General features: G+C 58.5%; 10 protein-coding genes. 5 read left to right on the top strand and 5 right to left on the bottom strand.

The features are described 5' to 3' along the window. Nucleotides 1–752: 752 nt before the first annotated feature. Both V1273_RS13600 and V1273_RS13595 read left to right on the top strand, forming a co-directional pair. Entirely contained in the window at nt 753–2441 is a 1689-nt protein-coding gene (locus V1273_RS13600; protein WP_334409917.1) for a hypothetical protein, read from the top strand. Between the two features lie 373 nt (nt 2442–2814). Further along, entirely contained in the window at nt 2815–3114 is a 300-nt protein-coding gene (locus V1273_RS13595) for a hypothetical protein (protein ID WP_334409915.1), read from the top strand. 385 nt (nt 3115–3499) lie between these two features. On the opposite strand, the gene V1273_RS13590 is transcribed toward V1273_RS13595, so the two are convergent. The 5 genes from V1273_RS13590 to V1273_RS13570 form a co-directional block, all read right to left on the bottom strand. Then, nucleotides 3500–3787, bottom strand: a complete 288-nt coding sequence (locus tag V1273_RS13590; protein WP_334409914.1) for a nitrate reductase — start codon at nt 3785–3787, stop codon at nt 3500–3502. Nucleotides 3788–3893: 106 nt separating this feature from the next. Beyond that, entirely contained in the window at nt 3894–4874 is a 981-nt protein-coding gene (locus V1273_RS13585; RefSeq protein ID WP_334409913.1) for a CobW family GTP-binding protein, read from the bottom strand. 11 nt (nt 4875–4885) lie between these two features. Then, on the bottom strand, nt 4886–6112 hold the full coding sequence (locus tag V1273_RS13580; RefSeq protein ID WP_334382760.1) for a CobW family GTP-binding protein: 1227 nt from the start codon (nt 6110–6112) through the stop codon (nt 4886–4888). Nucleotides 6113–6247: 135 nt separating this feature from the next. After that, a complete protein-coding gene (locus V1273_RS13575) occupies nt 6248–7690 on the bottom strand; it encodes a PepSY domain-containing protein (RefSeq protein WP_334409912.1) in 1443 nt (480 codons plus the stop codon). Beyond that, on the bottom strand, nt 7690–10080 hold the full coding sequence (locus V1273_RS13570) for a TonB-dependent receptor domain-containing protein (protein ID WP_334409910.1): 2391 nt from the start codon (nt 10078–10080) through the stop codon (nt 7690–7692). Before V1273_RS13570 ends, V1273_RS13575 begins: the two co-directional genes overlap by 1 nt. Before the next feature lie 151 nt (nt 10081–10231). Here V1273_RS13570 and V1273_RS13565 point away from each other — a divergent pair, with 151 nt between their 5' ends. The 3 genes from V1273_RS13565 to V1273_RS13555 are packed head-to-tail and all read left to right on the top strand — an operon-like array spanning nt 10232 to nt 13819. After that, nucleotides 10232–10936: an ABC transporter ATP-binding protein gene (locus V1273_RS13565; protein WP_334368128.1), complete on the top strand. Its 705-nt coding sequence runs from the start codon at nt 10232–10234 to the stop codon at nt 10934–10936. A 1-nt stretch (nt 10937) separates the two neighbouring features. Further along, nucleotides 10938–12335, top strand: a complete 1398-nt coding sequence (locus V1273_RS13560; protein ID WP_334409909.1) for an ABC transporter permease subunit — start codon at nt 10938–10940, stop codon at nt 12333–12335. 8 nt (nt 12336–12343) lie between these two features. Beyond that, nucleotides 12344–13819 (top strand): DUF3526 domain-containing protein, encoded by a 1476-nt coding sequence (locus V1273_RS13555; protein ID WP_334409908.1) that lies wholly within the window; start codon nt 12344–12346, stop codon nt 13817–13819. Nucleotides 13820–13862: the final 43 nt, after the last annotated feature.

The raw sequence follows: 13862 nt of genomic DNA, 5'->3' as shown, positions 1-13862 counted from the left end.
CACAATTGTTCCCCACTATTCCCACGAGTCCGAATTTTTATCGGCCATGCGCCGGCATTATTTCGGTCGTGCTAACGCCCTAGTGAGGCTTCGCCGTAATCAAAACCCCAATACTGCCTTTCCAAAAAAGCAGACTGAGAACCAGATTAAGACGCTGATAATCTGCTGATAATCTTAAGTTGATGTTCTTGTCGGGACAATCCACCCATTTGGATTACAAGACAGGTCCCAAATTGGGTCACGCGTGTTTACGCACTTTGCGAGCTTAGGTGGCAAAAACCCTACCGCCACTTGAAGTTGGCTGACAGCCGACGAGGCTGTTCGCGGCTTCTTCTGCACTGTAGGATACATCACTTTAGATGTATCACTTCGTGGCACTTGCGTAATTCGTCATCCGCGTCACTCTTATCCCAACATTGCTGGGGGCTCCGACAATTAATGCTCCGCGTTCTTGAGCGGGCTCTTGTCTGCAGTCGGCCTGAGGGATGAAGCGCTGGCTGAGAGAGAGTCTGATTGTGAGACAGTCTGATTGCCAGAGCGGAATTGTTATGAACGAGTTTGTTCGACCACGTGAGTGACGTCGAACTGCGGTAGTGATGGGGCCGCGCATGATCTGGGGTAAGCGAGATAGGCGCGTCGCCGGATCCGGGCGACGTTGGCAGGCTGCAGAAACAAGAACCGTAAAGTCAACCACGCGCGGCTGTTACCGCGTCTGCTCCGTGTACCCATTTGTGTTTCGTGCCGCGCCCGCATTGTTCAGCCTCGCCCTGCTCGTCCCTTCCCATGCCGCCGCCGCGGAGAACGAGGACATCGCAGCTCTCCGGCGTATGCTCGGAGAGCTAAAGGCGGAGAACCGCAAACTTTCCGAACGTCTCAGCGCCCTGGAGGGGACATCGCCGGCGCGGCGGACCAAGCCCGCTGCGGAGCATCAACGTCCGGCACCTGCCGTAACGGCGGCGAAGCCCGCACCCACGGTTCAATCACCGCCTGTCGATCCGCCCGCATTGCCCGCGCCAGATTTGTCGGACGCCGCAGCGAAGCGGCCGCTTAACGAGCGTATAAGAGATCTGGAAATCGGCTGGGCGGCGAATGAGAACGCAACGCGCCAGATCATCCGGGACTCGCTCTCGAAGACCGGACCGAAAATTAATAGCTTCCTCTCGCTGAGCGGCGTAGTTGAAGGTCTGGCCTCGCGGACCGGCTCATTCACCGGCCCTACCCAGGAAAACCTGTCGCTGGGTACGGCGGAACTCGATTTCGATATCAAGCTCAGCGACTGGTTGACCGGTGCGCTGGTTCTGCACTTCGACAATGGCACGGGCGCAATATTCCCGACCGGGAATCAACCGGTGGTGCCGACCAACCTCCCCGGCATAGGCGTGGATCGCTTCACGCTTGATCGGACTCACGTTTCCGTCGGCGATCTGATGCAATTCCCGATCGCGGCCCGCTTCGGCGTGGAGGTTTTGCATTTCGGTACGTCCACGGGCGTGGCACGCCTGGATACGCTTTCGATCGGCACTCCGCTGACAACCGAGGTGTTCGAAAACCGTCAGACCGCAGGAGGCCTGGAATTCGCCTGGCCAACCCCGCCGCGGCAGCCACCGCCGGCGCCTGTGGTTGTTCCACGCGTTAGTCCGTTGGTCGTCGCACCGGCTGTGAGCCAACTGATGCGCTGGCTCGGCTACACCCCGCTGCCTGAGCGGCCGTTCCGGCCGACGCCAGTCACATTCCCCTTCGACCCGGCGCCCTTCTACGGCTCAGTCGTGACTTACAAAGGCAGCGACAGCATCATCCCCGGCCGGACGAAAATCGACGATTACAATGCCAGTCTCGGTTTCCGGACAAGGGGCCATTGCGGCGTGCCCTATGACCAGTTGAAGGACTCGCTGGTTTGTCCATGGACCCTTGACTTCCATGTCGACTATAGCTCCTCCGTTTTCGAAAGCAGATTTCTGCATTCCTCCTACCTCCCATTCCTGAGCCAGATCGGACAGATTCCCGGAATAGCCGCGAGCCTTAAAAGCAGCTTCGGCCCGTTCGCGTTCGTGGGCGAGGTGAATGCCGCAATTCAGGACGCCAGGTTTATCGATGGGCTCGGCATTGCGAGGAGCATGATGCCGATGACCTGGCAGGCCTCGATTGCCTACCAATTTGACTGGAACCCGTGGGTACAGGAGATCGGCGCGCAGGGTAATTACATCTCGGTGGGATATTCCGGCAGCAAAGACATGGCGGGTGCGTCCATCCTGCAAAGCGGCGTGCCAACCCGGATCGGATTCGTGCCGCAGCACCGGCTTTTCCTGACCGGAGGCGAGTGGGTGATGGACGGCCTGAAGGTGGCCGTGGAATATTCAGCAAATTGGGACTATCCGGTGAGCGCCGGCGGGACGGGAAAGGTCGCGCATGGTGCATTCGGACTGATCCAGCTCAATTTTTGATCCGTCTCCGCCGAGAGCTTAAATCCTGGAAGCGATTGAGAATATCCCCCGGGGACGAGCAAGCCGCGTTAGTAGCAACGTGGCTGGTCGCGTTAAGTGGGCCTGCGCGCAGCAACACCGCTCTCGTCGCCCGGATATCAGACTGGAGCGTTTCGGAGCCACCAGAAACCGATCGTCAGCGGTGACGTTCATCATCCTAGTTGGCGCGGAGGCTTATTGGCCGCTTAATGTGCGCCCTGCCCCCGGCAATACTGCGGACTGATCTCGACCTGCCGCACGGCCAGCAGTTGGGGAATCCGTAGAATAGTTCGATGTTCGAGGCGGTACGCCGCGTCAGAGATCGATTGTTTCGCCCAACCGAAGGGAGGATTCTATGAAGGCCATCGCACTGGGCGCATTCGGTGCCGCGCTGCTCGCGTCCGCCGCTTCCGCCGCGCCCCTCAATGCGACAACGATCGGCTCCGCCGAAGCCTCCAACGTCGATCAGGTCGGTCTGGTCTGCAACGAGTATTATGGACGCTGCTGGCGGACCCGAGGACCGCGCTACGTCCTGCGCTATTATTATGACCCCAGCTACTTTCCCGGCCGGGGCTACAACTACTACGCTGGCCCCGGCTACTACGATCGCAGCTACGGCGACGGCAGACCAAGGTTCATCATTCGCGGCTGGTAGCCTGCAAGCAAAAGGCCACTCTCTGGCGCCGCCTCAAGTTAACGAAAGCCGATTTCACAGAGTACAGACTGCACCACGCCTTCGATGCGTGGAAGCGACGTGCGACGAGGGAGGCTGTCATACGCAACCACCGACACGACGAACCGCTGCTGTTTGTCCTTAGTATGGTGGCGTGAGCGCTTGGCATTGGTGGCTCGCCCAACTGAATGTAGAGCCCTGAAGGAGTACGATTTTTTACCTATGGGCGCGTAGACGGCAAGAAGCTGGAGTATTTAGACCCCGGTTGCGGCTCGGCCAACTCGACAACGCTCCGCTCGATGCATCGAGCAGCTTCGGGGAAATTTTCGCCAACAAGATCCTGGTGAAATGTCCGCGAAAGCGCGCTTTAGGTACGAAGTCTCAGATCAAGCGCTTCTTTCAGTTCATCGAGAGTGACGTCGGGAATCGATTTGTGGATTCTTGCAATTATCGGCTTTTCCCCGTCTCTCAAGATCGCGACGACGGTTTCCACATCGGGACATCCTGGCTCTCGACAGGTCAACTCGCTAACCGAGATAGTCACGTCATCCGACAAGCCCAACAGCTTCTGCGTTTGCAGCTTTAATTCCTGAACTGCCTGAGGATAGCCGATTCTTTGGACCTGCCGCCCCATAGGTAAGGCAATCTTTGGCATGCTTTTGGCGTCCGAAAATGGATTTGCGAGGGCTGTCAGCCTCAGCCTGGCAACGGACAAACTCCGCTGCCATGCTGCAAGCTTGGTGCATCACTCGTGCCTTCAATCAGTGACTTGAGCCCCGACACTGCTCAAAGCCTGCCTTCAAGACGTCCTCCGGCAAATCGCGCCCGATGAAGACTAGGCGGCTTGTTCTCGGCTCATCGGGTTTCCAGGGGCGTTGATGGTCTCCTTCGAGCAACATGTGCACTCCCTGAATAACAAAGCGATCGGGATCATCCTGGAATTGGATGATCCCCTTCACCCGCAGAATATCGGTCCCGAACTGACGAACGGTCTCCTGCATCCAGGGGAAAAATTTCTCAGGAATGAGAGGTGTCTGCGTCGTCAATGACAGGCTCTTTACGTGACTGTCGTGCTCATGGTCGTGAGCTTCACTGAGAAAGCCAGGCTCGAATTCAAGAACCCTGTTGAGATCGAACGCATTTCGATCCAGGACTTTTTCGAGGTCAAGCGCGCAACGTTCGGTGCGATGGATCATCGCATAGGGATTAATTGAACGAATCCTTGCCTCGACGAGCTTAAGGTCCGCCTCCGAGACCAGATCGGTCTTGTTGAGCAAGACAACGTCGGCGAATGCGATCTGCTCTTGCGCTTCGTGCGCCTGGTCGATCTCTCCGAGGAGGTGCTTTGCGTCGATGACCGTGACGATGGCATCAAGTTTCGTGTTGCGACGAACGTCGTCATCTACAAGAAAGGTTTGCGCCACGGGCGCCGGATCAGCAAGCCCGGTGGTCTCCACGATGATCCCGTCAAATTTGCCGCGCCGCTTCATGAGCCCTTCGAGAATCCTGATGAGATCACCTCTCACCGTGCAGCAGATGCACCCGTTGTTCATTTCGAATATTTCTTCGTCCGCATTGACGATCAGATCATTGTCAATTCCGACCTCGCCAAACTCGTTCACAATCACCGCATAACGCTTACCGTGTGTCTCGGTCAGGATACGGTTCAGCAAAGTCGTCTTCCCAGCGCCCAAGTACCCGGTGAGGACGGTGACCGGTGTTTGTGAAATCACATTGTTCATGCTTGGCCCTTTCAGCGTTGAGGTCTCGTTGCGTTCTGAATCACAAGCGGGGGTTCAAACTGGGCAGCGGCGCGCTCGTGAAGCAACAGCAATAGCCCTGCGACAAGCGCAAAGCCGAGAACGCTCAAACCCGCGACCGTCAGCAGCAATTGCGCCTTTGCGCGCGCTGAAATGCCTGTGATCGCCGCAAACAGATTCTTGACGACCGCTTCATCAAGGCCGTGAGCGATGACGACCATTCGCGTGCGACGATCGTCCGAGGGCCAGGCCGGAAGCCGGTACTGTTGAATCGCATGCTGAACGCCGTGCACGACAAGAGGCCGCTCCGGATCGTCCTCCAGCCCAACAAGTCCCTTCAGACGGAGCAATTGCGGGCCGCCTACGGCCTTGAGCAGTTCAATGAATGTGGCGAGATTTCGCGGCGATACGGGCCGGCTTTCGAGCAATGCCAGGCTCTGGATGCCAGCCGCCGCATGGCGGCTCGCGCCTGTGGCATCGTTGTGAGTTTGCCCTTGCTGGGCCAACGCGACCTCCAAGGCCAACCACCCCTCGACATCGGCCCCCTGTTCGGAGGGAACGTAGCGACGCGGAGCAAAGACCGCTGCGAGATCGAAGTCGTTCCCGTGACGGTCCACGATGGTCGCGGCAGCGTTGATCTGCCGGATCTTCGGCAGCAGGCCGGAGAGACCGGCAGCCGCGGCGGCTTCTGCGCCAAAGTCGGTCTTGGTCAGCACGACACTATCCGCAAACGCCACCTGCTTCATGCATTCGAAGTGCCGCTCCATCGTCTCTTCGATCATGGTCACGTCGATTGCGCAGACGACGCCGGACAGTCGAAAGCATCTTGCCACGACATGGTCCCGATACCCGACCGCCGGAAGACCGCCCGGTGTGATCTGATTGATGATCGGAGCGGGATCGGCAAGCCCGGTCGTCTCGACGATCACGCGCTTGAACGGCGGGACAGCCTTGCTCTCCACAGCGTCGTAAAGTTCGAACAGGGAAGACCTGATGTCGCTAGCGGCTGTGCAGCAGAGGCAGCCTGTCGTTGTCACCATCAGCTCGCGCTTGTTCACGCGAACAAGGTCATGATCAATGGAGATGTCGCCAAACTCGTTGATGATGACGGCGGTGTCCGCAAAGGCCTCGCTCGCCAAGAGCTCATTGAGCAGCGTGGATTTCCCCGAGCCCAGGAAGCCCGTAAGGATCGTCACCGGAATCGGTTGGTCTATCTTCATTGCCACGCAATCAAATCGCCCTACGCGTAATGTTATAACGTTACATGTAGTCGCGCAACAGCCCTCGGGGGCCCATCACGATTGATTGTGGTCGTTGCCTCTGCAGCGCATGGGTAGGAGGGCCAATTCGAATGGTCAGCGAAATTCAAGTCTCAGTCGCCGCCAGGCGATCACGATTCCGGTGATGCTGAACGCTGCTCCGAACGCGCATAGAACAACAATAATCGCGCTCCGCAGGCTAGGGCGCGCCATCAATGCAGGAAAATCGAAAGTATGCAGCGCGCGGTACAGCCAGCGATAGGTTCGACGCTGCGCATCAAGCTTTTCCAGGTTGGCACAGCTAGCACCATCGATTTGGTACCAAACGTCCCCGCATATGGACCGATATACGGGAGCCGGTGCAACTTCAGATGCAAGGAAGTAGTGGTCATCTGGCGCGACAGCCGAAGTGCTCGAGCAGCTACCGACAGCGTGCGAGATCACGACATTGATCTGATCGGCTTGCAGGAACGGTGAAGCAAGTGCAGTAGACGCTGGAACGACGACGGAGAGCTGCTGCGCGTCAACTCCCGTTCGATTACGTTGATGGATGCGACCGCCGAAGGTGAACCACTCGATCTCACGGGTAGTCGGTGAAAGCGATGCGGGCACTGTCGCGGTCAGTTCGACCCATGCCGGCGTCCCGGCGATCCGGTCGGCTTCCGATCTGGTAAGCACGCCGGTGGAAAAGAGACGGCCATGGTCCATCGATAGCCATCCGCTAACAATCCACGTCATCACGAACGCAGCGCACGCCAATCCGAGCCAGTGATGCCAAGCATGCCATTTTCGGAAGGGAGACACGATACGGTCTCGCACGCGCCTCAGACGAAACAGGCCAACCATGAGGCCCGACAATGCCGCGATGACGGCAGCAAGGGACAACCACCAGACCGTGACGTTCCAGGTCATCCAGTCTTTGCGCAGCGCGGTCGGATAGATCCAATGCGCGACGCTTCCAACGTAGTTCCATGCGCGTTCACTGCGCGTCGTATCTCTCACGATCTCGCCGGTGCGTGACGAGACGTACAGCTCGGTTCCCGCAACATCGTTCAGAGCAATGCGATAGAGAGGTCGGTGTCCGTCGAGGCCGTTCGGGACCGTCCATTGATCATATTCCGCCAGTTCCACGAAAGTGGCCGCAGCAGGATTCAAGCCACGCAAGCGCGCGTGCTCGGACCCGATTGCGAGTGCCACTTGCTCGGAGCCGATATCGGCCGCGCGGAGATCGTCAGCATGCAGGGCTTTCATGCCGGAGGCAGTCGACAGCAAGTACACGGGACCGTCGCTGCGCTGCCACAGACGTACCCGCGTGACGCCTTTGAGCGTGCTCGCCGCGATAGCCTCGGCGGGACTGTGCCTCACCTTGGAAACGTCGAAGACGGACAATCCTCCGAGGCGCTCAGCTTCGGTGAGCGCCGGAAATGGCACAAAGTGCATCACGATACCAGATGCAAACCACATCACGAACAGCAGGCACAGCGGGATGCTCAGCCAGCGATGGATAAGGACCAGGACCCGCAACGGGCGAACCACCATCAGAATTTGAAGGACGCCCCGACCTCGTAGGTCCGCGGTGCCCCCAGGAGGATCTGGTCTGGATAGAATGGAGAGCTCCATGCCGCGTACTTCGCATCGGTGAAGTTACGTACCCGGAAGGTGACGCGCGTGCTGTCAAAAGTCGGGAATGTCGGTGACTTCGGAATGTCGATAAAGGCGAAGGCATCCGCCGTCGTATATGCGAGAAGCTTAACCGTATTGGCATCGGTGCTATAGCGGTCGCCGACATGACGAACCGAAACCCCGAGCTCGACCGGCAGCCAACCTGGATTAAGGAAACGATACGAGGCCCCGCCGTTCACGACAACGGCAGGAATATTCGGCGGGGTATTTCCCGAGAACGATCCGCCCGTGAATTCGTAGTCGGCATAGCGTGCGTGGACATACGCGACGTTGCCCCAGAACTTGAGCTCAGGGGTCGGACGCACTGCCGCGGCGAACTCCACGCCCTGCGATTTGACTTTTCCAGCGATGTTGAGGCGTTGGCCAGCCTGAGCCGAATACACATTGCTGCGCTCAATGTCGAAAGCCGAAAAGGTCCATTCGGCGCGACCATTCCACAGCAGATTCTTGACACCGGTCTCGTAGCTGCGGGCAGACGTCAAGGTCAGTTGCTGCGTCGGGCTCAGCAGGAAAATGCTGCCTGCCGACAAGTCGCTCGCCGTCGCATACTGGCTGTAGAACGTCATCCCCGGAATCGCTTCGCACGTGTATCCGATACGGCCCGTCACGGGCTGCCAGCTTGTGGTGTATGGGAAACCAGCCCTGCTCACGCCGTTGACATCGGTGGACGTTCGATCGAGCTCGAAGGGATTGTAGCGGAGACCGCCGATAAGCGCGAAATTGTGCGTAATCTTCAGCCGATCTTCGAGATTGATCGCAAAGCTGTCGATGGTGGCGGTCTGTCGCTGCGTCGTTAGCAAACCATAATAGCCACGAACGGGATCGACCAGCGTCACTTGATCAGAAGGAAAGTTTGCCGCGCCGGGCCTTGAAAAATCCAGGTGATAGAATTCGAGCGCCGTGACCAGGCGGTTTTCCATGCCGAATAGATGCGAATTCCACGTGAGATCCGTATTGTTGCCGACCAGATTCTGGTTGTGATGGACATAGAACCGTTCACGATCGACCAGGTTGCTGGCGGCGTTGAAGGCGCTCACCTCATTGTTGTACCAGTCGCGGCTGGCATTGTAGTTATAGACCTGACTTCTCAGAGTAACGTTGCTCGTGAGATCCCACTCGAATCCTCCGCGCACCCATGACTCCTTGATGGTCTTGTGGTTGTCGAGCACGTTGTAGTTCGTTTTCAGCGTACGACTGTCGATGGTGACAGGCCCGAGATTGGTGCCGTTATAATCGGACACTTTCGTTCCGGACACGATGCCCGTGGTCGCAAAAGGACCGCTAAAGGCGACGGGAACAAGGGGCGTACCTTCGTAGACGCGCGCGTTGTAGTCCTTGTACTCGGTCGCAACGAAGACCTTGAACGATTCCGTCAACCGATAGTTCAGTTGGCCGGATACGTGCAGGTTCTTCGTATTGGTATCGTCGATGAAGCCGTTCTGAACGGACCGGCTGATGTCGACGCGATAATCGAGGCCCTGGATGTTGGTGCTGCCCCCTGAACCATAGCCGCTTCGGATACTGCCGAACGAATCGAAACCGACGAACGCCTCACTCTTGATCGGACCGGTATGCGGCACCTTGGTGACATAGTTGATGGCACCGCCGACCGCGCCCTGCCCTGACATCAGGGAGGACGGGCCCTTGAGAAATTCAACCCTATCGAGGTTGAACGTCTCCATGGTCAGCGCCGTGAAGCCCGTCAGGCCGATATTGACGCCATTGTAGGTCACGTTGACCTGTTCGCCCTGGAAACCGCGCATCGAGAACGACACGTCGTTCGGCGCGTCGCTGGCGGTCACGCCGGTTGCGCCTTTCACCGTATCGATCGTCGTGTGGTAGCCCTGCTCCCGGATCGTTTCCGCTCCGACGACCTCGACGGTGGCGGGAATCTCCCGAGGGGTCAGCCCCAGCCGGCTCGCGCTGGGCGTAACCACATTTGTGTTCAGCGGCGTCGCCGGCACCTGCTGTTGCCCTTGCGACTGCGGTGAAGCCTCGGCGATGGTTGATGGTCGCGGATTTCTGTTTGTCCGGGAGATGCGGCCTTTTTGCGAATTCGACCGCGTCGCCACTCTCGCCGCTGGTTGCCGCTGCGGCGCGTCAACGGTTATAGGCGGCAACGAGTTCGCCGGCTGGTCGGGTGATGACGAACGCGTCTGAGCTTGCGCTTCAGCCAAGCCAAAAGGCAGAACGCCTGCCGCTATCAAAAGAGTTGATAGAGAAATCGAACACAACAGGTAACGCACACTTGCCCCCACCCCGAACCGCCCCCACCCCACGTCAAGGCTTCACAAGAGCTATGTAATGTTATAACGTTACATACGTCAAGGCAACCAAGAGGCCTCGTCATGCGACCGCAGATCAGCGGCCGACGTGGCCAGTGGAGGTGTGAGATCCATGCTCGATGCGATTGAAGTGACGAAGCAGTTTGGCGCCAAGAGTGCCCTGGATAATGTCTCGCTCAGCGTCCTGCCTGGCGAGATCTATTGCCTCTTGGGGGCGAACGGCGCGGGCAAGACGACGCTGGTCAATCTGTTCCTGAATTTTCTCCAGCCGACATCCGGCAGCCTCCAAATCGGCAAGCTCGACGTCGTGCGTCAGCCGCTGGAGACGAAGCGGCTCCTTGCATATATCCCCGAACAGGTCACGCTCTATGGCGTGCTCTCAGGTCTGGAAAACCTGGCATTCTTCTCTTCACTCGCAATCGGAGAGCATTTGCCGCGGCAGCGGTTGCTTGAACTGCTCGAGGCGGCAGGTCTCCCTCGTCAAGCAGCCGATGACAGGGTCGCGACCTACTCGAAAGGCATGCGTCAGAAGGTGGGAATTGCCATCGCGCTGGCCAAGAATGCCAAAGCCCTCTTGCTCGACGAGCCCACCTCAGGACTGGACCCGTCCGCGGCCAACGAGTTCTCGGAGCTTCTCGTCAAGGCCAGCAACGACGGCGTGACCGTCCTGACGACAACACACGATCTCTTCCACGCGAAGCAGACCGCGACCCGCATCGGCATCATGAAGCAAGGCAGGCTGGTGGAAGAACTCAGGAGCGAGGAGGTCAGCCATGCCGATCTTGAAGCGCTGTACCTCAAGCACATGAAGAGTTGACGTGTTCGCAATCATCGCCGCCAAAGATCTTCGCGAGCTGACCCGCGACGGGCGTCTGCTCTGGGCCGGAGGACTGGTCGTTATCCTCATGCTGGTGGCTCTGGCGGCCGGATGGAATCGGCAGGTTCAGCTGAATAGCGAACGGTCGGCAGGCCAAGCCCTCGACCATGACGCCTGGCTTCACCAAGGCTATCGGCACCCGCACGATGCGGCGGAACAGGGCATGCACGTGTTCAAGCCTGAACCATCGCTTGCCGTCTTCGATCCCGGCATTGGGCCATTTGTTGGCTCGACCGTCTGGCTACAGGCGCATCGCCAAAGCGAAGTCAAGTTCCGGCCGGCCCAGGATGCAACCGGCTTGCAGCGGTTCGGCGAGTTATCGCCAGCTTGGCTTCTTCAGGTTTTGCTTCCCCTGCTCATTATCGTCATCGGCTTCAACTCTGTGAGCAACGAGCGTGAACGCGGAACGTTGCGCCAGCTTCTCAGCCTGGGCGCGCCCACGCGGAGCCTTCTTTACGGCAAAGCGGCGGCGCTTGCGAGCTGCGTTGGCATTCTGATTGCTCCAGTCGGCCTTGCGTTTGCAGTACTCATCGTTGCTCGCCTACCCGCTGGAGAGCGCGTGGACGTGGTCTATCGGATCACGTGGCTCGCGGCGGGATACGGCTTCTATCTCGGCTTTTTCGTGTTTCTGACCCTGGCGGTATCGGCCCTCGCGCGTTCATCGCGGACCGCCCTGGTCTTGCTCCTGGGCTTCTGGGTCGCCGCAACGCTGATTGCTCCGCGCACCGCCTCCGAAGCGACGAATTTGCTCCATCCCACGCCGTCCCGGCTAGACTTTGACAATCAACTCGCGCACGACGTGGCAGACGCTGGCCGCAAGGCCTGGTCCACCCACTTCGGTGCGCGAACGCCGTGGGATCCATCGGTTCCGCTCAGCAAGTGGGGCGCGGCGCTGAAAGTTGATGACGAGGCGGGTTACGGCGCACTTGATGAAAACTTCGGCAGGCTTTGGGACACATTCGAGCGTCAACAGCGCGCGCAAGAGTGGGTCGGCCTTGCTGCCCCGGTCGTTGCACTCCGCGGCTTCTCCATGGGCCTGGCGGGAACGGACTTTTCCCAACATCGCGACTTCTCAACCGCGGCCGAAGCCCAACGGCGGAAGATTCAGAACATTGTCAGCGAGGACTTGATTGAACACGCCGATCGCTTGGGTAATGCGCATTTCACTTACAGGGCTGGCCCCGAGCTGTGGGCAAGCGTGCCGCAATTCAAGTATGAACGTCCGTCTGTGTCGTTTGCCTTGGCGCACCATTGGGCGAGCCTTGTGCTGCTCGCCGTCATGTTCTGCCTCTCCGTCGCGCTTGCGCAATATGCGCTCTCCCGTCCGCTGATGCGCTAGGTAGTCGAATGAAGATAATGCAGCCTCGCCCGCTCTCCACCTTGTCGCTGATCGTACTGCACGAGGCCCGCATCCTTGTCCGCGATCGCACGCTGCTGCTGGTGTGTTGCGTTCTGGCCCTCATGGTGGGTTACGGACTATTTGTGGGACTGGCGCAAGCAACGCTCCGCGACCGCATGGTCGCTCAAGTCCTCAAACACGAACAAGAGACCCAAACGGCAAATAGCGGGACGCTCCAATCCGTTCTCGCTGGCCAAACCGCGCTGATACCGTTCTCCAATCCCGCGAACCCCGCTGCCATGGCCGGCACCTTGTCCGGGCGTTACGCCACAATGCCCAACGCTCCGCTCGCGGCGCTGGCGATCGGTCAGTCGGACATGATGCCCAATTATTACCGCATCACCTATTTGAGCAAAGTTCAGTTCATGTACGACACGGAAATCGAAAATCCCTGGAATCTGCTCAGCGGGCACTTCGATCTCGCTTTCGTTATCGTATTCGTACTGCCTCTGCTGGTTACGTCGCTCGGGTATAACCTGCTGTCGGCAGAGCGCGAACATGGCACCTTGCGCATGCTGTGTTCGCAACCGCTTTCCATCGCAACGTTGATGATCGGGAAAGTCGTCGTGCGCATGCTTGCGCTGCTGGCGATCGTTATTCCCGTGCCGCTCGTGGTCCTGCTTTTGATCCGTCCCGAAGCCCGCGGCGCGGAGCAACTGGTCTTGATGCTGTCGTGGTCGGCGCTGGTGGCGGCCTATACCTTGTTCTGGTTCGCGGTTGCGGCCTTGGTCAACACCGTTAACCTCTCATCTTCGACCAATGCGTTGATCATGGTGGCACTCTGGACGATTCTTGTGCTCATCTTGCCGGTGACAATGAACCTTGCCGTGGGATTGGTTAGCCCGGCTCCTTCCCGCACCGAATTGGCCAACCGCACGCGTGTCGCAACCGCCGAATCATTGCGCGAATACGAGGACCTCTATAGCGCGGATTATCGTTATGCCTCCGATCCGGAAGCGCTGCTGGTAAAAAATGAACGTATCGAAGTGCCTTCGCGCATGCGTGCATTTTTTCTGGCCAAGCAAAAAGTCGACGAACGAATCGAGCCGCTTTTGAAACGTTTTGATCAGCAACTGCTGCAACAGCAAAAACTTGTCGACAGGCTGAGCTTGCTATCGCCTGCAATGCTCGTCAATGAAGCACTGACCTCTATCGCCGGCACTGATTCACGCCGTTTCCTCGCGTTCAAGGATCAAACAGAGGCGTTTCACAAAGAATGGCGGCAGTATTTCTCTCCCCGAATCCTGGAGAGCCGCGCTATGACCATGCGTGACCTGTCATCATTGCCCCGGTGGCATTGGATTGAGATGCCGGCAAGCGAAATCAACTGGAGCATCTGGTGGCGGGCCATGTTGATGCTGGCGCTCGCGTCCGTGCCTGGCGGCCTCGCGCTTGCGCGCTCGTCCCGCCGATCGATCGAGTAACTGTCCAAAGCGTTTCCGATCAAGACACCTCTCGTACGGAGAG

This window comes from Bradyrhizobium sp. AZCC 1721, assembly GCF_036924715.1.
In the GTDB taxonomy this organism is placed as follows: domain Bacteria; phylum Pseudomonadota; class Alphaproteobacteria; order Rhizobiales; family Xanthobacteraceae; genus Bradyrhizobium.
Note: the sequence above shows the minus strand (reverse complement) of the source record. Positions and strands in the feature narration are given on the sequence as shown.